Raw genomic sequence first — 23,830 nt, 5'->3', positions numbered from 1 at the left:
CGGCCGCGCCATAATAACCAATCTCGTTATTCGGACCTCATTTTGTCATAAGCTTCGTTATATTGTCCTGCTTCCTTGATATCTACAGATGTAATACCACCCGCATCCCATGACGTGAGACGCAGCGTAACCGTTGTATAATCAATCGTAATAAAAGGATGATGATTGAATGCTTCCGAGATCGCAGCGACCTCATCCACAAATGCAATCCCTTTCATGTAGTTGGAAAACACGAATTTACGTACAATCCACCGTCCCTCTTCCAGTTCCCAGCCTTCCAGCCTCCCCAGATGAGCTTCGACTTCCTCTTGCGAAAAAACCATGCGTTATCTTCCTCCCCATAGGATGGTACCTTACAGACGACGTGCGTCCGTATAACCATCGAGACCTTCGGTGCGATTCACAGCAACCTCAAAGGCCAGACTCACCGCCATGCGGTTGGCCCATTTCACGACTAACATCTTACCATGGACAAGCTGCAAAATCCAATCAACTACATGCCATAGAACCAATAACCGTAAGGCTTTGAAGAGAATCTCCTCTCCATTCATCCCCTCCGAAAATGGCATGTACACATACTAAATTAGTGGCACAAACGTTAACTCTTCTTCCCCAATCAAAATATGAATGCGGTGTTGTTCCTTATCATGGATGACCACTCCACTTCCAACCGGAATGACAGACTCCTCACCCAGCGCATAGAACAGATCCTCCGCCAACGCCTCGTCCACTTCAAGTTGCTCAGGTGCCCCGAGTCTCTCCCACTCTTCCGCGTCCATTTCAAAGAAAACATACCGATCCGGTATGCGTCCGATTGCCGTTGTCAAATCTGTCAAAATTCCTTCATAATCCCGTCCATGCTTTACGCCCATTGGCTTTTCACTCCTATTCGGCCCCTAAGGAGCGGATTTGATCTTATTATACCTGAAAATAACCCTTAAAAAAAAAGGCCTATTGGTCGATAAATACTATACATGACCGTTTTAACTGTTTTGGCAATCAAAAAGAGTGCCAAGCATTAAACGAATTGCGGCCAACGTTCGTCCGGAAGCCCGAATATAGCCGCTTGAATGGATTCAATTTTATCTCATGGATGAGGTGTATGATGAACATTTCAACAATTATTGGACTTGTTTTGGGACTCGCTTCACTTGTAATCGGTATGATGTTAAAGCATGCTCCCGTAATTAATCTGGTCAACAACCCAGCAGCCTACATGATTATATTTGTTGGTACCGCAGCAAGTATTTTTATGGCATTCCCTATGTCAGAAGTCAAGAGAATTCCGAAGCTCTTCGGAGTTTTGTTCAAACAGCAAAAATTGATCGATCGCGTATCCCTAATCGGCACGTTTATGGACTGGGCTTCCACTACCCGTCGTGAAGGTTTGCTTGCACTGGAATCAAAAGTAGAAGATATTGACGATCATTTCCTTCGCAGCGGCATGCGAATGATTATCGACGGGAACGATCAAGACTTTGTTAGCGATGTTTTAATGGAAAATATTCACACTACAGAGGAACGTCACCGCAGTGGTGCACTAATCTTCTCCCAAGCAGGTATGTATGCTCCAACACTTGGCGTTCTCGGAGCCGTAGTTGGTTTGATCGCAGCCCTTGCAGACCTTAGCGATATGGATAAGCTCTCTCAAGCGATTGCTGCAGCATTCATCGCTACCCTCTTGGGTATCTTCACAGGTTATGTACTGTGGCATCCAATGTCCAACAAGTTGAAGCGGATGTCCAAGCAAGAGATGGAAATTAAGCTCATGATGGTTGAGGGTCTGCTCTCGATTCAATCCGGTGTTTCCACCATTGCCATCAATCAGAAATTATCTGTATTCCTGACACCTTCCGAACGTAAACAACTGGAAGAGAAGGAGGGCTCATCAGGTGAAAAAGGCTAAGAAGCACGAACCACATGAAGAGCATATAGACGAGAGCTGGTTGCTTCCCTATTCCGACTTGATGACCTTGTTGCTCGCTCTGTTTATTGTATTGTTCGGTATGAGTTCAATCGATGCAGCCAAGTTCGAGCAGATGGCTTCCGCACTAAACAGTGCATTAAATGGAGGTTCCGGAATTCTGGACCATTCGTCCATGAATCCGGATACGCCTGGTGCCGATCTGGGTAAGAACAAACAGGAACCTACAGAAATCACCAAGAAAACACCAGCTCAGATTACGGATGCACAGATGGCTCAAAAAGAACAAGAAGATCTGGAGAAGCTCAAGAAACGGCTTGACCAGTATATCTCGAAGAACGGACTTTCAGACCAGCTGAACACCAAGCTGAATCAGTCTGAATTGAAGATCACCATCAGTGATAACGCCCTGTTCTCCTCAGGCCGAGCAGATGTGAAGCCTGAATCACGATCCCTGGCCAAAGCAATTTCAAGCATGCTACAGGAGTTCCCTGAATATGAAGTGGTTGTATCCGGTCATACCGATAATATTCCCATTTCGAACAACCAATATAAGGATAACTGGGATCTAAGCGCAGATCGTGCGCTCAACTTCCTGAAAATCCTGTTGCTAAACTCGCAATTGGACCCTTCCAAATTCACACCAAGTGGTTATGGAGAGTATCACCCAATTGCCAGCAATGACACCAATACCGGACGGGCACAGAATCGCCGCGTAGAGGTTTCGATCATTCGGAAGTATCAAAGTAACAATACAAATGTAAAAGCCGTGGGCGAAGGAAACTAGAAGCCTGCAGCGATTCATTAACCAAAGACCGTTCTCCAGGTACAAGGAGAACGGTCTTTTTGGTTTATATATGGCTGATACTTGGTTTATCTCTACATATGTTCACATTATTTCGGATGAGTCACCTGTCTTCTGTGACCCTGCGTCAAAAAGCCCTGCTCTCCATTATGGAAAGCAGAGCTTCAATTAGTTAAATTAATTGTTTAGAGTCGAATCGACTATTCCAGTGAATAATCCAACAGTCCGCCCAGCTCCGCTTTTTCGGCGGCAGTAAGCTCTCTCCATGCACCTGTTGCCATTTCTCCAAGATGGATGTTCATGATCCGAACCCGCTTCAGCTTACGAACCTCATATCCAAAGGCACTACACATACGCCGAATCTGGCGGTTCTTTCCTTCGGTCAGGATAATACGGAATACACGATCCGTCATCCGGGTCACTGTACATGGCAGTGTCATTTCGCCCAGGATCTTCACCCCAGTGCTCATGCCTCTAAGGAAACTCGGCGTTACAGCTCGATCAACAGTGACGATATACTCTTTCTCATGGCGTCCTTCTGCTCTAAGAATCCGGTTAACGATATCCCCATCATTGGTCATCAGGATCAAACCTTCCGAGTCCTTATCCAGGCGACCAATTGGAAAAATACGTTCATCGTGCCCGACAAAATCAACGATATTGCCCTGAATATGCTGCTCGGTTGTGCTTGTGATCCCAATCGGTTTATTCAGCGCGATATATACGTGTTTTCTCTTTTCCTTGATCGGCTTGCCATTGATTCGTACATCGTCGCCTTCTTCTGCCTGACTGCCCAGTTCAGCCTTAACTCCATTAATCGTGACCTTCCCGCTATCCACCAACTTGTCGGCTTCACGCCGGGAGCAATAACCTGTTTCACTAATAAATTTATTAATACGCAAAAGGTAATCTCACCTCATCTATTTCTCTTCATCTGTAAGTGTGTCATCCGTTACCTGATCTGCCTCAATCACTTCCGGTTGTTGCTCGGATGCAGGCAGTTCAATAATAACCGTTGTTCCCTTGTTCAAGACGCTTTTAATATCCATCATGCCCTTATGTGATTGAATAATGCGCTGACTGACCATCAGGCCAAGTCCTGTTCCAGACTCTTTATTCGTAAAGAAAGGCTCCCCGAGCTTGGGCATCATCTCTTCCGGGATACCGATCCCTTCATCCCTGATCTCAATTCTGACGCGGTTGAGCTGTTCATCATGCTTGAGCTTGATATGGATGCTACCTCCATTTGGCATGGCCTCCATACCATTTTTCAGCAAATTGATGAATACCTGCTTCAATTGGTTCTCTTCACAGTGTACCATAGCCGAATCGGATGAGGCACGCAGTACAAATTCTACACCATGCAGATGCGCCTGACTATCCAGTAACGAGATGACATCGCCGAGAATAAAACGAATATCCCGATTCTGAAAATGAACCGCCTGCGGTTTGGCGAGAATCAGAAATTCACCAACAATAAGGTTGATGCGATCCAGCTCCGATAACATCAGATCCAGATGACGATGATTCAGCTTATTGCTCTCTTGCTGTAACTGCAAGAACCCGCGCAGCGTGGTTAACGGATTACGAATCTCATGCGCCACACCTGCTGCAAGCTGACCCACGGTTGTAAGCTTTTCAGAGCGTCTGAGCAGCTCTTCCATACGATTACGACTTGTAATATCTCTGGAGACACTAATGAGCGCGGTAATCTCGCCAGCCTCGTCTCGTACCGGGGCCGTACTGACACTGACCTCTACTCGGGTCCCGTCTTTCTTCATCCAGGTGGTTTCGTTGGACGTAATGGACATCCCCTCAACGAGTTGGGCATGCTGACGTTTCATTTCTTCTTCTGCCTCTGGCGGGATGATCTTCAAGTTACGACCTTCCACCTCACGACTTCGAAAGCCATATAATTGTTCAAATGCCCGGTTAACCCGCAGCACTTTCCCTTCAAGATCCGTAATGTGAATGGCATCCGCTGTCTGATTGATAATGGACTCCAGATGCTCTTTCACCGCGCGATTCTCTTCATACATCTGTTTCAGACGGCTCGTATAATGGCCCAGATTGCGAATCATGGCATTAATCCGATTGGCCAGTTGGCCAAGTTCATCCTTCCTCCGGACTTTCAGACGGAAGTCAAAGTGTCCATCGGCTACATCATTCACTTTGCCCAGTATGGATTGGATCGGGCGCGTAATATAACCTGCGAGCAAATAGCTGCCAAAGATCACAATCTCCAGCAAAACCAAAGATATTGAGGCATGGCTCACCAGCTGCTCAGATACCATGGAGGATATTTGCTTATAGTCCATGACAATACTGATGACATAGGAAGACTGATTGGGTGTGAAAATGGGAATAAAACTCTTCAATACCTTCTGTTCGTGCGTTTCACTGACAAAAGATACATTCTGCCCTGTTCGAATGGCGCGCACTACAGCACGGTGGTCCTCTTCCGTAGAACCATATTGGTATGTGCCGAAACGAATCGGTCTGTTATTCAACTTGCTAAAGTTCGAATCTCTTCCGTCATCACCCATGTTGGGGCTGCCGAAAGTTAATGGATTGATGCCTGTAATCTCCAGAATGGAGGGATTGACCTCACGAATTTTATTCAAAATCTCATCCGGACTAGAGATTTTCACATAGTCATCAACTTCCGTATTATTATAGAAGGGATTGATTATGTAGTTTCTCTTTCCATCATGGTAGTAACCCCAGATATCGATATCCGAAGGACTGGACGTCGAATACTCGAATCCATCTGACCAGAAATGTTCCAACTTCTGCCCTTGGGGAATCGTCACCTGTTGTTTTTCAAACAACTGCTTAAATGCCTGATACCAATAGGTCATGGATTTGGTGGACAGCCCGAGCTCTCTCGGATCGGAGGAGCGGCTAACCACAATATCATCATCCGTCTGCTCCATTAACGAAATATGCGAAACGCCGACCTTTTGGCTCAAGCGTACAAGTTCTTCATTTGTGATATTATTAATATCCGGGTCCAATTCTTCCGCCGCCATGACAGCAGCAAGCCACAGATTGTTTCCAATCTGTCTTTTTACATAATCCGAACTGTATTGATTCTGTTCGACAGCAATTGCAATCTGCTTCGCAGTGAGCACCATCTTGGTTTCACTGTCCTGCCTCAGATTCTCTTCTGTAGTATAATAACTCAGTGCGATATTCAACACTAAAATAACGAGCACTGAGCACGACATAATCATGGATAATTTCGTTTTAATAGACAAGTTTTTTTGTTCACCTCTCGGCTTGTACCCTCTGGCGATATATGGCAAAACCTATATCCATCATAACGCTTGTATGTCTTTTTGAAAAGGATAATTGACCCTTGTCCAAAAGTTACCGCTTGGCTGAAAAGCTCGAAATTCGTTGTTTCTTGCCTTTTTGAACTCTACAATGAAATTAATCACTATATTTATCCACAAATCCACAGGCTTGTGGATAGTTTGTTTATAACTATGTGAGCAACTACATGCTTATCCACAATTCTATACACAACATGTTAACAACCCGAATGCTTGTTCGCTGAATAAACGATTTTGGAAGGAGTTATATTGTAATGACTGACCATTCTCTCCAGACTGATCTTGCGCAATTATCTGAGGAAGCTCAGCATGAGCACTGGATGCGGGAGGCTATTGCCGAGGCCTACAAAGCGGAGGCTCTTGGGGAAGTTCCGATCGGAGCTGTAATCGTACAAAACAACCAAATCATTGGTCGAGGATACAACCTGCGTGAAACTACGCTGGATTCCACCGCCCATGCAGAGATGGTGGCTATCCGTCAGGCCAGCGAGACCATTGGAGCTTGGCGTTTGTTGGACTGTTCTCTGTACGTCACACTGGAACCTTGTCCGATGTGCGCAGGTGCCATTGTACAATCCAGAGTTCCACGCGTTATCTATGGTACAGCTGATCCCAAGGCCGGCTGTGCAGGTACACTGATGAACCTGCTGCAAGAGCCTCGTTTTAACCATCGTACCGAAGTTATTGCGGATATTCTTCAACCTGAATGCTCCACGATGCTGACTCAATTTTTCAGACGTTTGCGTAAAAAATAAAAATAAACTATATAAATTGAAACTAAACATTTACACGAGAACGTAGAGGACAGAAATGACCTGAAGAAGCAACGCGTTCGCCTTTATCCCCAGATTTCCACCTCTATAATATAGAATCGAAAAATCGGGGGATAACAGCGATCGGAAGGTTGTTCTGTCATCGGAGTGGCAAGTGTAATATTCTTTAGTTCAATTCATATAGCACTACGAACATTTCAATTGGAAAGGAAGTGTGCTGCAATGGCACTAACACTCTATGATACAGCCAATGGCATAAGCCTTCGGTTGCTCACATCCCAGGATACTCAATCCTATCTGGACCTGATTCAGGTCACACGTGTCCCCTATCAAGCTGTGGAACCCGTGCGAGAGAATGATTTTTATACACTGGATGCTCAGACTCGGCGGATTGAGGATCGGGTCAAAGCAGCAGAAGAAGGTACAGGATATCAATTTGGAATCTATACCATTAAAGATAGCCTGCTGATTGGACAAGTAAGTATCAACAATGTTGTATTGGGCGTTGCCAATTATGCTGATATAGGTTACTTTATCCATCCGGATTATCAGGGCGGCGGACGAATGACAGCAGCAGTTAAACTGGCCGTAGCTTATGGCTTCCGTGCGCTGAAGTTAAATCGGATTCAGGCTGCAGTATTACCCACCAACAAAGGTTCACAGCGAGTACTTGAGAAGAACGGATTTCAGGTTGAAGGTACTGCTCGCAAATATCTCAAGATCAACGGCAAATATCAGGATCATCAGATCTATGCTGTACTTGCTGAAGACTTGGACGAACTTGCAAACTAATAAGAAAAGCTTATCCTCACAACCGTCTACATTTCCAATTCAACAATATACAAATTCAAAATACGAAACCGCACTACCCTACTAGTTAGGGAAGAGTGCGGTTTTATTAGTATGACACTTTTTTTATTGGGCTTTCAAACTATTCGTTATTTGCTCTACGCCGTAAGACTTACTTACCGGTCCAAAACCAAAGGCGACCTGTCCATTTATCTTATAAACATGCCCATTCTTCACTGCCTTGAGTCCTTTCCAGACAGCGCTTTTCTCCCATTCATCCGTTACAGCAGACAGAGATGGATCTTCCATATTGAAATACCCCAAAAATAGATAATCCGGGTCGAGCTTCGCAATCCCTTCCAATGTAAGCTCTCCAGCCTCTGTGGACGGAGGCGTTAGTCCCAGACCATCATAATATTCCGTGATATAGTCGGCACCTTGAAGATAAGCCTGTTTTTCACGAACCTGCATGAATGCAACTGTTCCTTCGATAGATTGAAGCTCGCTTTTGCCATCTGCAAGTTTTTGATCAAAATCATTAATATACTGTACAGCCGTTTCTTCCTGTCCCAAAATCTGCCCCAGATCTGTAATGACTTTACGCCATTCCTTAAATACATCCTGCTTGGTCTCATCCAGTACAACAGTGGGTGCGATCTGATCGAGTTGCTCCAGAATGTCCTTGTTCGTCTCATTGCCAGCAATAATCAAATCCGGTTCATAAGCAAGTAATGCCTCCAGATTCACTTGTGTATTCTCACCCACGATATCAATCGTGTTTTTGTTTTCAACATAAGGTTTGTACAAGTCACTTTTCAATAACGATTGATCTTCTGTAAAAGGAAGCGTGATAGCCACGGAATCCAGATCAAATACGAGCAGATCATCACTCAATCCCCAATGAGCCAAAGCTATCTTTTTGGGTTGTTGTTTGATTTCCATGTCTCCCCGAGCAGTCTGTACCGTACGTGGATAGTTATCAGACAATTCATCTGCGGATTCAGATGATGAGCCGGAATTCTCACCTGTACGGGTAGCACTTTGCTCCGTCTGACTTGTCGTTTGCTCCGATTTTTTTTCACCCGACGAGCAGGCAGCCAATAGTAAAACTAAACTCAATACTGCAACAAGCATGACCCAACCCTTATATCTTGTTCTATGCATCTCTAGTGCTCCTCCAATTACTTCAGCGAATTTGTGATAACAATTATCATTATCAATTATATCAGTGATATCCGCCTGTACAATGGACACTGTCCGATTCAGGATGGATTCTTTCCATGTCCCATAATCTTTCTCACTTCGGATGGAGCGCAGCCCTTATGCAATTTATACACCCGACTGAAGTAGTAGGGGTCCGCATAACCTACCTTTGCAGATACCTCTTTCACGGTGTAACTTCCGATCTCCAGCAGCTCCTGTGCACGATTCAGACGATACTGCATCAGATAACGCATTGGACCCATCCCCGTATATTTTTGAAACATATGTGAAAAGTATTTCGGTTTCATATCGAATTGAGCAGCAACACCTTCAAGCGTCAGTGGTTCAGCATACTGATGCTGAATGAATTCCTGAGCTGAATCTATCCATGCACCACTTGATGTATTCCTCGAACTTCTCGCTCCACGTAATACCGAGATGAGCAGTTGATAAAATAGGGTCTGTTTCTCCAATTGGTTTATGTACCCCGGATTCGAGGCAACGTTAAGAAGAGCAAGCATCAATTCCCCTTGAACTCGGGACTCTGAATCATTCAAGCTCATCTGCAGCTCATAGACCTGATCGGTATGAAACGAATGAAGTCCCTCTTCCTTTTGCATTGCCGGTAAATAATGAACTAATACATACTCAAAGTTCCTGTCTCCGACATGGATCTCCAGATGCATATTCTTACCCCCGATAAACGCCTTGCCTGGTTGCATATGATAAAGATATTTCGTACCATCCGTATTCGTAAAATGAAACGCTGCTTGTCCGTGTAACACCAGCAGCAAAGCACTTTTTTCTGTTCGTTTCTCCCGGTGCCCATCGTAAATCATGTCTGCACGCAATACAGTACGATAAATCCCACATACATGAACAGGATGCTCAATGAATTCATAAGCAAGCTGTTCTTCATCCGGTGTTATCATCGAGTACTCCCCCCTGATCTCCTGTCATTTATAAATAGTTTATCTTCCGTCCCATTCATTGTATAGACTCTAATTTTATATAAAAAAAACCGCCTGTACCCAAGCGGAAGGAGATCATCCTTCACTTGAATAACAAACGGTTTATCTTTGGACTGACTCGACGAGATTAGTATCCGTACGAAGCGTTCATCAGTTCTTCGAACTCTTGCATGGTAATTACGTCATCGCCAGTAGGGATGTTGATTTTGAATGCTGCTTTTTCGTTAATCTTAGTGTACGTATTGGAACCGGTAAATGCCAGTTTCACTTCGTCTTTCGTATCTTCCGGCTTGATCAGCACATCAGCGACCATCTTTTGATATACCGGGAAGTCGTTTTTATCCAATGCGAAATCGATGTTGAATTGGTTAATTGTCAGAACATCTTTCAATTTATCCAAGTCTTTAGCCATTTCAGCCTGATCTGCCTCAGTGATTTTCAAATCTTCTTTAGCTTTGTCGATATCAGCCTGATCCATTTGCAGCATTTCACGATATTCCTCTTTGGACAGAATATCCAATACTTTAGGCATAGCTTTCGTTACCAGTACAGTAACCGCTTCTTTAACATTGTCATTATTCACCGAGAATTGTACAACCTGCTTAGCATCTACACCTTCAGGAAGTTGTGCATCTTTGGTGTCTAGGTTTTTGAAGAATTTAGCTTGATCGTATTCGCTCAGCACTGCGTCCATTACTTCGTTGCTCAGCTTTTGCGTTTTGGCTGCGTCCATAGCATCAGGGTTCCATTCAGTCCCCTCTTGCTCAGCCAGTTCTTTCAGGTCAAGTTCCAAGAATTTGCCAACAATGTTTTCCGGAATCGGGAAGAACGGAATATTCGGCACTTTCACATAGAGTTTCTCAGCCGTCATCACCATTGGAATGTTAAAGGTCATACCCATGTCGCCTTTAAGTTCAATGCCAAGAGTCATCTCTGTCTGCATTGGCTCACTTTGGTATACACCTGTTACATTCAACTGAGCGTCCTTCAGCATGCTCATAAATTGAGCCATGGTCGGATCAGTTTGTGAAGCATCTCCAGGTTTATAGCTCAATTCATTAATAGTGAAGTTAGAACTCATTTCATACGAAGTCAGTTTGGAAGCATTGGCCGCAGCCGTCTTCAATGCCTCTTTTGGTTCCTGCTTGCTGCTACATGCTGTCAAGGCCATAGATACGGTCAACAGCAACGTAAGAAGAAGCGCCCCCATACGTTTAGTCATTTGTTTCTCTCCTCTCGTGATAACCCCAAAAAAAGTAATTCAATATCAATGATATACCATATCACCAGATACTGAAACCTAATTTGGGAAAAATGTGATCTTTCCTCTTTAAAATGGCTACAAAGACCTATGTAAGGTTTGGGATTATGCATGTGCCTGTCTTTATATATGTATGAATACGCAAAAACCCCCTGTTAGGTAACAAGGGGCTTTTGCGTGAATCTGTTTCTTCTATTAACCTTGGGGATTCAGATGATCCACATGATTTTGATTTTTCACTTTTTTGGAACCGGATAGTGGTTCCTGCATGGAAGAGCGTTTGGATGAATGACGATGCTGTTCGGATGCTTGCGCTTCCGGTACAGGAATTGTTTTTGGTTTGCTCATAATGTTGCCCCCTCATCATTGTTAGGAATGGGATGGGTCCCTATCTTCCGTTTTATCATGATTCAGTGCATCCTGATGACGGCGATCATTAATATCTTGCTGAATTTGCTGGGCATGATGACTGTTTACAGCTGGCTGCTCCAGATCATCGACTACATTTTGCAGGTTTTTGTCCACTCCCGCTTTGGCTTTCGTCAATTGAAGTTCACTCCTTCAGAAATCAGGCTATTGTCTCGTCTTGGACTGTAACGACTGAGCGCATTCGTGAATGTGCCGTGTATAATCGTGAGCCAGATCCTGAATCGGTTCTGTACGCTCATCCGTCGTTCTTCCATCCCGTTCCACATCAATCAGCTGTACGCTGACTTCACGTGAATCGACATATGCACATTTGAAATCAAAAGAGTACATCTCGTGACCTGCTGTCGCAATGTGTATCCGAATAGCCTGTTGATCGGCTTCATCAGCCATCACTTGAGCCTGATCGCCAACATTCAGGACTTCGGGCAAACGTTCTTGCCAGGCCCCTACAAGCTCTGTCTGATCGATGTTTAACTCGCGGTTCATCTTACCACCTCCACTCCTATAAAGTGCGGCGATAAAGATGTTTTTATACATAACAATCTTATTGAAATATAGCATTGTACTGGGCAACGTATACATCGGCCACTAACCTGTAAGTTAAGGCTTGTCGCATGCATAAAACGCAAAAAAGGACCTGAGCGAAATCGCTCAAATCCTTGTTATAAGTGTAATATGGCGGAGAGGGTGGGATTCGAACCCACGTGGAGTTGCCCCCTAACGGTTTTCAAGACCGCCCCGTTATGACCGCTTCGGTACCTCTCCAGGGAAATTAACTTTTATAAACTTGCCACGAAAATTATCATACCACATTCCGATAATATAATGCAAGCTTTTTTATATCAAAATCGAAGATCCTTATCAGACAACCACCTCCGTTATACAAAACACTCCAATCCGTCATTCCAAAATGACGGATTGAATTTGTATTCCCTTGATGAGAATGGTTAGCTTACTGTTACTTAAGAGCGACGTGCAATCACACTTGTACCGCCCATATAAGGACGCAATGCTTCAGGAATGACAACCGTACCATCTTCCTGTTGATAGTTCTCCAGAATAGCGGCTACCGTCCGTCCAACGGCCAATCCTGACCCGTTCAATGTATGAACAAATTCCGGTTTGGCTTTTGCATCTCTACGGAAACGAATATTGGCACGACGTGCCTGGAAGTCCTCACAGTTGGAGCAGGAAGAAATCTCACGATAGGTATTGCTCTCAGGCAACCATACTTCAATATCATACGTTTTAGCTGAAGTGAAGCCCATATCTGCAGTGCACAATGTCAGGACGCGATACGGCAAGCCCAACAATTGAAGCACACGCTCCGCATTTTGAGTCATTTGCTCCAGCTCTTCATATGAAGTTTCCGGAGTAGAGAGCTTGAGAAGCTCTACCTTATTAAACTGGTGCTGACGAATCAATCCACGTGTATCCCGTCCAGCCGAACCGGCTTCAGAGCGGAAACAAGAGCTGTATGCCACAAAATGCTTAGGCAATTGATCTACATTCAGAATCTCTTCGCGATGGTAGTTCGTTACCGGAACTTCAGCAGTAGGAATCAGATAATATTCAGTATCTTTCAACTTGAACAGATCTTCTTCGAACTTAGGCAGTTGACCGGTTCCAAACAAGCTATCCCGATTAACGATGTATGGAGGCAGAATCTCTTCATATCCATGTTGATCGCTGTGCAGATCCATCATGAAGTTAATCAATGCACGTTCCAGACGTGCACCCAGACCTTTATAAAAGGTAAAACGGGAACCTGTTACTTTGGCAGCCGCTTCAAAATCAAGGATATCGAGATCCTGTGCAATTTCCCAGTGTGCTTTTGGCGCAAAAGCAAATGACTTAGGCTCTTCCCAACGACGAATCTCAACATTGTCCTCTTCAGAAGCTCCAACGGGTACGCTCTCGTTAGGAATGTTCGGGATCGCCATTGTGAGATCATTGATCTTCACTTCCAATTCACGAACTTCTTCGTCCATAGCTTTGATTCGATCAGAGACTTCACGCATCTCCACAATCAGATCATCAGCATTCTCACGATTCTTCTTCAGTCTGGCAACTTCTGCGGAGACCGTATTTCGACGGCTCTTCAGTGTTTCACTCTCTTGAAGCAATTCCCGACGCTTGGTATCCATCTCGGTAAATCCAGCGACAAGATCCAGCGATTTGCCCCGTTTAGTCAATGCTTCTTCTACACGTGCATACTCATTCCGCAATATTTTCACATCAAGCACGATATAACCCTCCTAAATAACCTCACAACGTGAAGCCTTATGTTTATGTTAAATCCATTCTCAAAACTCTAATGTATATACCTTACTATAATACTTATCGGATCCTGTAACCTAAAAAACAACCTATGCCCCGGTGTCATCCTCCGCTGCGATTCCCGCTATGAAGCAGATACAGGCAACATCAGGCATCCGTTCAGATGCAACTGCCAACCTGCGGCCTTACAAGGCTTCTGGGGGAGTGATCCGATGACCGGGAGATCATAGGTTGTACATCATGCATTATTTAGAGTCTACCGTGTGTTTATAGGATCTGGCCATGTCTACAAAATAAGTATGCAGACGATAGTCATCCGTCAACTCCGGATGGTAGGAGCAAGCCAACAAATGCCCCTGACGAGCAGTAACAATCTCATCCTTGTATGTGGAGAGAACCTCCACCTGGTCTCCGACACTTTCGATCAAGGGCGCTCGGATAAATACAGCCCTTACCGTTTCCTCAATGCCTTTGACTGGCAAGTCTGTTTCAAAGCTTTCTCTCTGCCGTCCAAATGCATTTCGGGATACAGTCATATCCATTAACTCCAAATGAGCTTCTTCTTGCCCTGCAATATGTTTAGCCATAACGATCAAACCTGCACAGGTACCAAATACCGGTTTGCCCTCAGCTGCAAACGCTCGAATGGCATCCATAAACCCATACTTGCGCATCAGTTTACCGATTGTCGTGCTTTCGCCGCCAGGAAGGATAAGACCATCCAAGTCCTCCAATTGCTGAACCTGTTTGATAGCCACACCTTCTGCTCCAGCACGTTCAATGCTCCGAATATGCTCTGTGACAGCTCCTTGAAGTGCTAAAACACCGATCTTCATATGATCATTCTCCTTCTCCTGACCAGCCACGATCTTGCATATGGTTAAACGAACATTGGACTTTTTCGCTTCATCATACGTGAATTCTAACTTGATATTTTACCGGAAAAATTGTAAATATACAATCCATCCGGTCGGAATAACTTGTATTTTGTCAATGATTTGATCACACAAACATCAAAATCATGATCATACTCTTTTCATGAAGTTTGCTAAGGGTTAGAACAGGTTTTTGATTCCGTCAAAGAGATCGACGAAGAAATCCTTTACAGCACGGAAGAACAGACGGAACCATCCACCTTTATCGGCCTCTTCCGCAGTAATCAAGTTCACTGTTTTTTCCTGAGGCTCAATTCCCTCTGCTTTATACGTGTACGTTACCGTACCAACCTTTGTACCTGCCTTAATTGGTGCTACCAGCTGGTCAGCCTCAGTTACATTGGCTTTGAACGTCACATCCAGGTTTTGAGTACCTTTGGGAACAACGAAACTTACCGCATTATCTGTTACGACAGGAACGGTCGTTTCTTTACCTTTTTTCAAAGGTACAGCTTCCCAGCCCGTCACTTTGGTCTTGCCTGCGACAGCCTGTTTTACTTCAAAGTTGTTAAATCCAAAGTCCAGTACCTTTTTGGTTTCTCTGAAACGTGCAGATTCCGAATCTGTGCCCATAACAACACTGATGAGACGCATACCGTTACGTTCCGCTGTACCTGTAAAGTTATTACCTGCGTTCGTGGTATGGCCTGTTTTCATTCCGTCCAGACCTTCATAGGCATAGCTTTTGAAGTTGGTTATATTTTTATTCGCTTCCAGCATCCAGTTGTAGTTGATAATCGGCGCTTTATCATTAGGACGGAATTTGTAGGATTGAATGGTTGTAAATTCTGTGTAGTCCGGGTGATCCATAATGATGTAACGGCACAGAATTGCAGCATCCAGTGCGGACATCACTGTTTCCTTTTCTTCAGCTGGACGGAAGTCAGCAGGCATATCTGCTCGATCCAGACCTGAAGAGTTAATGAAGAACGTATCTTTCATACCCATACGCTTCGCTTCATCATTCATCATTTTCACGAAAGCTTCTTCCGAACCTGCAACATACTCAGCCAAAGCTACCGTAGCATCATTGGCAGAGCCAACAGCCATAGCAATATAAAGATCCTTGACTGTGTGCTGATCCCCTTCCGCCAAGAAGATACGTGATCCGACACTTTGTGCAGCATTCTTTTTAACAGTTACGATATCATCCCAGCCGAATTTACCTTGTTTGACTTGTTCAGCGACAATGTACTCTGTCATCATCTTGGTCATACTTGCAGGCGGCATCGCTTTATCCGCATCGACATTGAGCAGAATCTGTCCAGTTGAGGCTTCCATAAGGACGGCTGATCTAACCTCAAGCCCAAGCGAGTCTACCCCAGGCACCTGTACAGCTTTCTCCGTCTTCGTTGTTGTTGCCGCAGCAGTCAGAACCTGACCGGAGGTGTCCGCAGCAGCCATGACTGGCATTACTGCAGACAAGCAAAGCATGTTAATTAGCATTACCGAGGCTACGCTCTTTTTGAGCATTTGGCGTTTCTTTTTATTCATGTGTTTGGCTTTCAATGATGAATACTCCCTTCGATCCAAAGCATGGTTAAATGCTTCAGTGCAGCTTAAGCTGCAATTTTCTTGTTCCCCAACCTGTGCAATGATGTATGAGATGTGTGGCATATGCGCTATATCGAACGAGCAATATCATTGCTCCTAAAGTTCGTTATCGATTGTCACTTAGTCCGCATTTTGCGAATGCTTATGTAAAAGGACGTCCGCGCTTCTGTTTAGCTGCCAGCCTTTACTGGCACTCCATTTGCTTTTTCAAAACCATATTCATAGATTCACGTCAAATAACCGCCGCAACGCCTTAATCCAACCTTGGATCGTCACCGCTTGTTCTATTCTATCACAGGGGTATCTGCAAAAAAAGACAGACCCGGTGAAAATCACCGAGCCTGTCCTGGAAATGATTAACTCTCTTCAGATTACAACGAGTAGTTAGGTGCTTCTTTTGTAATCTGTACATCATGCGGATGACTTTCACGCAGACCCGCACCTGTAATGCGAATAAAGCCAGTGTCGTTCCGAAGCTGCTCCAGGTTGCTCGTACCACAGTATCCCATACCTGAACGCAGACCACCAATCAGTTGGTGGATCGTATCAGACAATGGACCTTTATAAGCGACACGACCCTCGATTCCTTCCGGAACCAGTTTCTTGTCATCATCCTGGAAATAGCGGTCTTTACTACCTTGTTTCATCGCACTAAGGGAACCCATACCACGGTATACTTTGAAACGACGACCTTGATAAATCTCGGATTCACCCGGGCTCTCTTCCGTACCTGCAAACAAACTTCCCAACATAACCGCATGAGCGCCTGCTGCAATAGCCTTCGTGATCTCACCAGAGTATTTAATACCGCCGTCAGCAATGATTGGTACACCATACTCACGAGCTACAGTAGCACAATCGTATACAGCTGTAACTTGAGGAACACCAATACCTGCAATGACACGAGTCGTACAGATTGAACCTGGACCAATACCCACTTTGACTACAGAAGCTCCTGCTTCGATCAGGTCACGAGTTGCTTCACCTGTAGCCACGTTACCTGCAACGATGGTCAAGCTAGGGAAACGTTCACGAAGCTGACGAACCGCTTCAATAATGTTGATGTGGTGTCCATGAGCCGAGTCTACAGTAATAAGGTCTACACCGGCTTGAACCAAAGCATCTGCACGTTCGAACGTATCTTTGGAGATACCAATTGCCGCGCCAACCAACAGACGACCTTGTGCATCTTTGGCTGCTTTCGGAAATTGAATCGCTTTTTCAATATCTTTAATGGTAATGAGACCTTTAAGGGTGTTCGTCTCATCAACCAATGGAAGTTTTTCAATCTTGTGTTTTTGAAGGATGCCCTCAGCTTCTTGCAGTGTAGTGCCTACGGGAGCTGTAACCAGGTTCTCACGAGTCATAACTTCGCTAATTTTAATGCCGTAATCATGGATGAAACGCAAATCACGGTTCGTCAAAATACCGACCAGCTTCTGATCTCCTTCAATAATTGGCACACCAGAGATCCGGTATTTCGCCATAACCTCTTCTGCATCAGATACCAAATGATCTGCTGTCAGTGAAAATGGATTAGTGATAACGCCGCTCTCTGAACGCTTAACACGGTCCACTTCTTCCGCTTGCTGCTCAACAGACATATTTTTATGGATAATTCCAATGCCGCCTTCACGGGCAATGGCAATGGCAAGTGTTGCTTCAGTAACAGTATCCATACCTGCACTAATCAAAGGAATATTCAATTTTACGCTATCGCTCAGTCGAACGGAAACGTCTACTTCTTTAGGCAGTGTCTCGGATTTCCGTGGCACTAGCAATACATCATCAAAGGTGAAGCCTTCTTTACCAAATTTATCTTCCCACACGCAGGTGTTCCTCCTTATGTTTGCTCAGCTTTACGGTCCAAAACCCGAAGATTCCAGGCTGTATTTTACGCCGAAAATACGTTTTCTGAAAAATTTATTATTGCCATCTTAGCAAAGCGATATTTAGACTGTCAAGGAAAAGTACTTGGTTATATCAGGTGTGTTGTCTGATGAATACAACTGTTTTTCTCATGCGGACAAGTCTAATCATTATAACAAAAAAACGCCTACTCATATTGAGCGACGTTTACCTTTTATATACATAGAAACCAGGCTATTCACGTGGGCGTTTGATGCAAATAGGCTATAAAACTGATGATGATTCTAGGCTATTTATTGAACTTCAACTATCCATTTATAAACAAAATAAAAACCACCACCGAATAACATCGGCAGTGGTTAATTGCTTGGCGGCGTCCTACTCTCCCAGGACCCTGCGGTCCAAGTACCATCGGCGCTAGAGGGCTTAACGGTCGTGTTCGGGATGGGTACGTGTGGAACCCCTCCGCCATCGCCACCAAACGCGTAGCTTACATTTCAGAGTATTGTTCTCTGAAAACTAGATTCGAAACGAAACACGCGAGTTATCACTTGCTAATTGGATAAGCCCTCGACCGATTAGTACTGGTCAGCTCCATGCATTGCTGCACTTCCACCCCCAGCCTATCTACCTCGTCGTCTTCAAGGGGTCTTACATACTGGGAAATCTCATCTTGAGGGGGGCTTCACGCTTAGATGCTTTCAGCGTTTATCCCGTCCGTACATAGCTACCCAGCGGTGCTCCTGGCGGAACAACTGGTACACCAGCGGTACGTCCATCCCGGTCCTCTCGTACTAAGGACAGCTCCTCTCAAATTTCCTACGCCCACGACAGATAGGGACCGAACTGTCTCACGACGTTCTGAACCCAGCTCGCGTACCGCTTTAATGGGCGAACAGCCCAACCCTTGGGACCTACTTCAGCCCCAGGATGCGATGAGCCGACATCGAGGTGCCAAACCTCCCCGTCGATGTGGACTCTTGGGGGAGATAAGCCTGTTATCCCCAGGGTAGCTTTTATCCGTTGAGCGATGGCCCTTCCATGCGGTACCACCGGATCACTAAGCCCGACTTTCGTCCCTGCTCGACTTGTAGGTCTCGCAGTCAAGCTCCCTTATGCCTTTGCACTCTTCGAATGATTTCCAACCATTCTGAGGGAACCTTTGGGCGCCTCCGTTACTCTTTAGGAGGCGACCGCCCCAGTCAAACTGCCCACCTGACACTGTCCCCGCACCGGATTACGGTACCAGGTTAGAACCTAGATACGATCAGGGTGGTATCCCAACGTTGCCTCCATGGAAGCTTGCGCTCCCACTTCAAAGGCTCCCACCTATCCTGTACAGATCGTACCCAAATTCAATATCAAGCTGCAGTAAAGCTCCATGGGGTCTTTCCGTCTTGTCGCGGGTAACCTGCATCTTCACAGGTATTAAAATTTCACCGGATCTCTCGTTGAGACAGCGCCCAAGTCGTTACGCCATTCGTGCGGGTCAGAATTTACCTGACAAGGAATTTCGCTACCTTAGGACCGTTATAGTTACGGCCGCCGTTTACTGGGGCTTCGGTTCACAGCTTCGGGATTGCTCCCTAACCACTCCCCTTAACCTTCCAGCACCGGGCAGGCGTCAGCCCGTATACTTCGCCTTACGGCTTCGCACAGACCTGTGTTTTTGCTAAACAGTCGCTTGGGCCTTTTCACTGCGGCCCCCTCGTGCTATTCACACTACCGGGGCACCCCTTCTCCCGAAGTTACGGGGTCATTTTGCCGAGTTCCTTAACGAGAGTTCTTCCGCGCGCCTTAGAATACTCTTCTCGCCTACCTGTGTCGGTTTGCGGTACGGGCACCATCACCTGGCTAGAGGCTTTTCTTGGCAGTGTGAGATCATGACCTTCGCTACTGTAATTTTCACTCCCCATCACAGCTCAGCCTTAATGATGTGCGGATTTGCCTACACATCAGCCTTACTGCTTGGACAGACATCCATCAGTCTGCGTCACTACCCTACTGCGTCCCCCCATTGCTCATAACGGCTTACGGTGGTACAGGAATTTCGACCTGTTGTCCTTCGACTACGCCTTTCGGCCTCGCCTTAGGTCCCGACTTACCCTGAGCGGACGAGCCTTCCTCAGGAACCCTTAGGCTTTCGGCGGATCAGATTCTCACTGATCTTTTCGTTACTCATACCGGCATTCTCACTTGTATAATGTCCAGCGCTCCTTACGGTACACCTTCAACCCTTATACAACGCTCCCCTACCCCTGATGCAAAGCATCAAGCCATAGCTTCGGTGGTGTGTTTAGCCCCGTTACATTTTCGGCGCAGAGTCACTCGACCAGTGAGCTATTACGCACTCTTTCAATGGTGGCTGCTTCTAAGCCAACATCCTGGTTGTCTGTGCAACTCCACATCCTTTCCCACTTAACACACACTTGGGGACCTTAGCTGATGGTCTGGGCTGTTTCCCTTTTGACAATGGATCTTAGCACTCACTGTCTGACTCCCGGAAGTAAGTCTATGGCATTCGGAGTTTGACTGAGCTTGGTAACCCTTGCGGGCCCCGCACCCAATCAGTGCTCTACCTCCACGACTCTGTTTTCCGAGGCTAGCCCTAAAGCTATTTCGGGGAGAACCAGCTATCTCCGAGTTCGATTGGAATTTCTCCGCTACCCCCACCTCATCCCCGCATTTTTCAACATGCGTGGGTTCGGGCCTCCAGTGCGTGTTACCGCACCTTCACCCTGGACAGGGGTAGATCACCCGGTTTCGGGTCTACGTCCACGTACTAAGTCGCCCTATTCAGACTCGCTTTCGCTGCGGCTCCGGCTCTTCACCTTAACCTTGCACGGGAACGTAACTCGCCGGTTCATTCTACAAAAGGCACGCCATCACCCCTAAAACGGGCTCTGACTTTTTGTAAGCACACGGTTTCAGGTTCTATTTCACTCCCCTTCCGGGGTGCTTTTCACCTTTCCCTCACGGTACTGCTTCACTATCGGTCGCTAGGAAGTATTTAGCCTTGGCAGATGGTCCTGCCGGATTCATACGGGGTTTCACGTGCCCCGCACTACTCGGGATCCGTCTCGGAGGGAACAGACTTTCAACTACAGGGCTTTTACCTTCTTTGGCGGGCCTTTCCAGACCTCTTCGCTTAACCGGTTCCTTTGTAACTCCATGTGAGACGTCCCACAACCCCAAAGAGCAAGCTCTCTGGTTTGGGCTTCTCCGCGTTCGCTCGCCGCTACTGACGGAATCACTATTGTTTTCTCTTCCTCAGGGTACTTAGATGTTTCAGTTCCCCTGGTATGCCTCTACATAACCTATGTATTCAGTTATGAGTAACTGGAAATTACCCCAGCTGGGTTTCCCCATTCGGACACCCCCGGATCAAAGCTTGCTTACAGCTCCCCGAGGCAGTTTCGTTGTTCGCCACGTCCTTCATCGGCTCCTAGCGCCTAGGCATCCTCCGTGTGCTCTTAGTAGCTTAACCAATTGCTCATATTGAGCAATAGCAATCTACCGTTTTATTTAAACTTGATTAACACAAGTTTAGCTAAAAGGAATGTTCTAATTCGCGTTTGTTTCGTTTCGATATCTAGTTTTCAAAGAACAAGCTCCATGCAAAAGCAAGCTGTTTGAGAGTTTGAGCTCTCAAAACTGAGCAACGAGTGAGTGTTGTGCTCTTCATTTCATCCACACCGAAGTGATGGACCAAAATGAGTCGCTGTTGCAGGTTCTCAGAACCTGCTTATTTGAATGTTTCCGTTGCAGGAAACGATTCTCCATAGAAAGGAGGTGATCCAGCCGCACCTTCCGATACGGCTACCTTGTTACGACTTCACCCCAATCATCTATCCCACCTTCGGCGGCTGGCTCCTTGCGGTTACCCCACCGACTTCGGGTGTTATAAACTCTCGTGGTGTGACGGGCGGTGTGTACAAGACCCGGGAACGTATTCACCGCGGCATGCTGATCCGCGATTACTAGCAATTCCGACTTCATGCAGGCGAGTTGCAGCCTGCAATCCGAACTGAGACCGGCTTTGTTGGGATTGGCTCCATCTCGCGATTTCGCAGCCCGTTGTACCGGCCATTGTAGTACGTGTGTAGCCCAGGTCATAAGGGGCATGATGATTTGACGTCATCCCCACCTTCCTCCGGTTTGTCACCGGCAGTCTATCTAGAGTGCCCATCCGAAATGCTGGCAACTAAATATAAGGGTTGCGCTCGTTGCGGGACTTAACCCAACATCTCACGACACGAGCTGACGACAACCATGCACCACCTGTCTCCTCTGTCCCGAAGGAAAGATACATCTCTGTACCGATCAGAGGGATGTCAAGACCTGGTAAGGTTCTTCGCGTTGCTTCGAATTAAACCACATACTCCACTGCTTGTGCGGGTCCCCGTCAATTCCTTTGAGTTTCAGTCTTGCGACCGTACTCCCCAGGCGGAGTGCTTAATGTGTTAACTTCGGCACCAAGGGTATCGAAACCCCTAACACCTAGCACTCATCGTTTACGGCGTGGACTACCAGGGTATCTAATCCTGTTTGCTCCCCACGCTTTCGCGCCTCAGCGTCAGTTACAGCCCAGAGAGTCGCCTTCGCCACTGGTGTTCCTCCACATATCTACGCATTTCACCGCTACACGTGGAATTCCACTCTCCTCTTCTGCACTCAAGTCACCCAGTTTCCAGTGCGATCCGGGGTTGAGCCCCGGGATTAAACACCAGACTTAAATGACCGCCTGCGCGCGCTTTACGCCCAATAATTCCGGACAACGCTTGCCCCCTACGTATTACCGCGGCTGCTGGCACGTAGTTAGCCGGGGCTTTCTTCTCAGGTACCGTCACCTTGAGAGCAGTTACTCTCCCAAGCGTTCTTCCCTGGCAACAGAGCTTTACGATCCGAAAACCTTCATCACTCACGCGGCATTGCTCCGTCAGGCTTTCGCCCATTGCGGAAGATTCCCTACTGCTGCCTCCCGTAGGAGTCTGGGCCGTGTCTCAGTCCCAGTGTGGCCGATCACCCTCTCAGGTCGGCTACGCATCGTCGCCTTGGTGAGCCGTTACCTCACCAACTAGCTAATGCGCCGCAGGCCCATCCCCAAGTGACAGATTGCTCCGTCTTTCCAGTTCTCTTCAGGCGAAGAAAACAACTATTCGGTATTAGCTACCGTTTCCGGTAGTTGTCCCAAACTTGAGGGCAGGTTGCCTACGTGTTACTCACCCGTCCGCCGCTAAGTATCAAGGAAGCAAGCTTCCTATCAACTCCGCTCGACTTGCATGTATTAGGCATGCCGCCAGCGTTCGTCCTGAGCCAGGATCAAACTCTCCAATAAAGTATTGAAAAGAGCGATAAGCTCATTTTGAATCTGACGAGATTAAAAATCTCTTTTTTTGCTTTGAAATCATACAGTCCGAAGACTTGTACCAATTTCTTAGCGTCGATCTTGCAAGCAAGATCGTTACTCACTCGTTGTTCAGTTTTCAAAGATCAAACTTGTTTCGTTACAGAATGTCGTTCTCTTCAGCAACTTTTATATCTTATCACATCCGAACCAACTTTGCAAGCTCTTTTTTTTAAGTTTCTTTCGAAGCTTATTTGTTTCGCTTGCCGCACCGTGTAAACCGTGTTTTCTTGGCCGGAATTAGAATATACCATGTACAGATTTCGATTGCAAGTCTTTTTTTCAATTTAAA

General features: G+C 46.1%; 19 protein-coding genes, 1 tRNA gene and 3 rRNA genes. 4 read left to right on the top strand and 19 right to left on the bottom strand.

Translation table 11 applies throughout. The features are described from left to right. Positions 1–26 precede the first annotated feature (26 nt). From NYE45_RS00520 to NYE45_RS00510, 3 genes are read right to left on the bottom strand one after another with little or no spacing between them, the layout of a single operon-like run. A complete protein-coding gene (locus NYE45_RS00520; RefSeq protein ID WP_062838136.1) occupies positions 27–323 on the bottom strand; it encodes a 4a-hydroxytetrahydrobiopterin dehydratase in 297 nt (98 codons plus the stop codon). Positions 324–353: 30 nt separating this feature from the next. Continuing rightward, entirely contained in the window at positions 354–575 is a 222-nt protein-coding gene (locus NYE45_RS00515) for a hypothetical protein (RefSeq protein WP_340015183.1), read from the bottom strand. 3 nt (positions 576–578) lie between these two features. After that, positions 579–872, bottom strand: a complete 294-nt coding sequence (locus NYE45_RS00510; protein WP_062838137.1) for a hypothetical protein — start codon at positions 870–872, stop codon at positions 579–581. 233 nt (positions 873–1,105) lie between these two features. On the opposite strand from NYE45_RS00510, the gene motA reads away from it, so the two are divergent. Together motA and motB are read left to right on the top strand one after the other, a co-directional pair. Further along, positions 1,106–1,906 (top strand): flagellar motor stator protein MotA, encoded by an 801-nt coding sequence (gene motA, locus NYE45_RS00505; protein WP_062838138.1) that lies wholly within the window; start codon positions 1,106–1,108, stop codon positions 1,904–1,906. Next, entirely contained in the window at positions 1,893–2,711 is an 819-nt protein-coding gene (motB, locus tag NYE45_RS00500; protein ID WP_340015182.1) for a flagellar motor protein MotB, read from the top strand. The genes motA and motB overlap by 14 nt, the downstream gene beginning before the upstream one ends. Positions 2,712–2,929: 218 nt before the next feature. On the opposite strand, the gene rluF is transcribed toward motB, so the two are convergent. Continuing rightward, positions 2,930–3,631 (bottom strand): 23S rRNA pseudouridine(2604) synthase RluF, encoded by a 702-nt coding sequence (gene rluF, locus NYE45_RS00495; RefSeq protein ID WP_145153770.1) that lies wholly within the window; start codon positions 3,629–3,631, stop codon positions 2,930–2,932. Positions 3,632–3,649: 18 nt separating this feature from the next. Then, entirely contained in the window at positions 3,650–5,989 is a 2,340-nt protein-coding gene (locus tag NYE45_RS00490) for an ATP-binding protein (RefSeq protein WP_340015181.1), read from the bottom strand. 332 nt (positions 5,990–6,321) lie between these two features. Between NYE45_RS00490 and tadA the strand changes: the two genes are divergently transcribed. Both tadA and NYE45_RS00480 read left to right on the top strand, forming a co-directional pair. Beyond that, positions 6,322–6,822 carry a tRNA adenosine(34) deaminase TadA gene (gene tadA, locus NYE45_RS00485; RefSeq protein WP_264936039.1) on the top strand — a complete coding sequence of 167 codons (501 nt, stop codon included), beginning with the start codon at positions 6,322–6,324 and terminating at the stop codon, positions 6,820–6,822. A 240-nt stretch (positions 6,823–7,062) separates the two neighbouring features. Further along, entirely contained in the window at positions 7,063–7,632 is a 570-nt protein-coding gene (locus tag NYE45_RS00480) for a GNAT family protein (RefSeq protein ID WP_340015180.1), read from the top strand. A 123-nt stretch (positions 7,633–7,755) separates the two neighbouring features. On the opposite strand, the gene NYE45_RS00475 is transcribed toward NYE45_RS00480, so the two are convergent. The 14 genes from NYE45_RS00475 to NYE45_RS00410 all read right to left on the bottom strand — a co-directional run bounded on the left by NYE45_RS00475 (position 7,756) and on the right by NYE45_RS00410 (position 23,469). Beyond that, the gene (locus NYE45_RS00475; RefSeq protein ID WP_340015179.1) at positions 7,756–8,793 is read right to left on the bottom strand and encodes an ABC transporter substrate-binding protein; all 1,038 of its coding nucleotides are present in this window, start codon (positions 8,791–8,793) and stop codon (positions 7,756–7,758) included. Between the two features lie 98 nt (positions 8,794–8,891). Continuing rightward, positions 8,892–9,764, bottom strand: a complete 873-nt coding sequence (locus NYE45_RS00470; protein ID WP_340015178.1) for an AraC family transcriptional regulator — start codon at positions 9,762–9,764, stop codon at positions 8,892–8,894. A gap of 166 nt (positions 9,765–9,930) precedes the next feature. Next, on the bottom strand, positions 9,931–11,025 hold the full coding sequence (locus NYE45_RS00465) for a hypothetical protein (RefSeq protein ID WP_264936035.1): 1,095 nt from the start codon (positions 11,023–11,025) through the stop codon (positions 9,931–9,933). A gap of 234 nt (positions 11,026–11,259) precedes the next feature. Next, positions 11,260–11,412 carry a small acid-soluble spore protein P gene (locus NYE45_RS00460; RefSeq protein ID WP_036607296.1) on the bottom strand — a complete coding sequence of 51 codons (153 nt, stop codon included), beginning with the start codon at positions 11,410–11,412 and terminating at the stop codon, positions 11,260–11,262. A 21-nt stretch (positions 11,413–11,433) separates the two neighbouring features. After that, a complete protein-coding gene (locus NYE45_RS00455) occupies positions 11,434–11,610 on the bottom strand; it encodes a hypothetical protein (RefSeq protein ID WP_017691325.1) in 177 nt (58 codons plus the stop codon). Between the two features lie 27 nt (positions 11,611–11,637). Beyond that, positions 11,638–11,979 carry a hypothetical protein gene (locus NYE45_RS00450; RefSeq protein ID WP_340015177.1) on the bottom strand — a complete coding sequence of 114 codons (342 nt, stop codon included), beginning with the start codon at positions 11,977–11,979 and terminating at the stop codon, positions 11,638–11,640. Positions 11,980–12,169: 190 nt separating this feature from the next. Further along, positions 12,170–12,258: transfer RNA gene (locus NYE45_RS00445), tRNA-Ser, on the bottom strand. 197 nt (positions 12,259–12,455) lie between these two features. Continuing rightward, the gene (serS, locus tag NYE45_RS00440; protein ID WP_340015176.1) at positions 12,456–13,739 is read right to left on the bottom strand and encodes a serine--tRNA ligase; all 1,284 of its coding nucleotides are present in this window, start codon (positions 13,737–13,739) and stop codon (positions 12,456–12,458) included. A gap of 279 nt (positions 13,740–14,018) precedes the next feature. After that, positions 14,019–14,609, bottom strand: coding sequence for a pyridoxal 5'-phosphate synthase glutaminase subunit PdxT (gene pdxT, locus NYE45_RS00435; RefSeq protein ID WP_091039250.1), 591 nt, complete (start codon positions 14,607–14,609; stop codon positions 14,019–14,021). A gap of 219 nt (positions 14,610–14,828) precedes the next feature. Then, positions 14,829–16,217 carry a D-alanyl-D-alanine carboxypeptidase family protein gene (locus NYE45_RS00430; RefSeq protein WP_340015175.1) on the bottom strand — a complete coding sequence of 463 codons (1,389 nt, stop codon included), beginning with the start codon at positions 16,215–16,217 and terminating at the stop codon, positions 14,829–14,831. A gap of 416 nt (positions 16,218–16,633) precedes the next feature. Then, positions 16,634–18,091 (bottom strand): IMP dehydrogenase, encoded by a 1,458-nt coding sequence (gene guaB, locus NYE45_RS00425; protein ID WP_145153749.1) that lies wholly within the window; start codon positions 18,089–18,091, stop codon positions 16,634–16,636. A 405-nt stretch (positions 18,092–18,496) separates the two neighbouring features. After that, positions 18,497–18,613, bottom strand: a 5S ribosomal RNA gene (gene rrf / locus NYE45_RS00420). A 76-nt stretch (positions 18,614–18,689) separates the two neighbouring features. Next, a 23S ribosomal RNA gene (locus tag NYE45_RS00415) occupies positions 18,690–21,618 on the bottom strand. A 298-nt stretch (positions 21,619–21,916) separates the two neighbouring features. After that, positions 21,917–23,469, bottom strand: a 16S ribosomal RNA gene (locus NYE45_RS00410). Together the 16S, 23S and 5S rRNA genes form the textbook arrangement of a ribosomal RNA operon. Positions 23,470–23,830: the final 361 nt, after the last annotated feature.

This window comes from Paenibacillus sp. FSL K6-1318 (assembly GCF_037976905.1).
GTDB lineage: Bacteria > Bacillota > Bacilli > Paenibacillales > Paenibacillaceae > Paenibacillus > Paenibacillus amylolyticus_A.
This window is presented reverse-complemented; position numbering and strand designations above follow the sequence as displayed.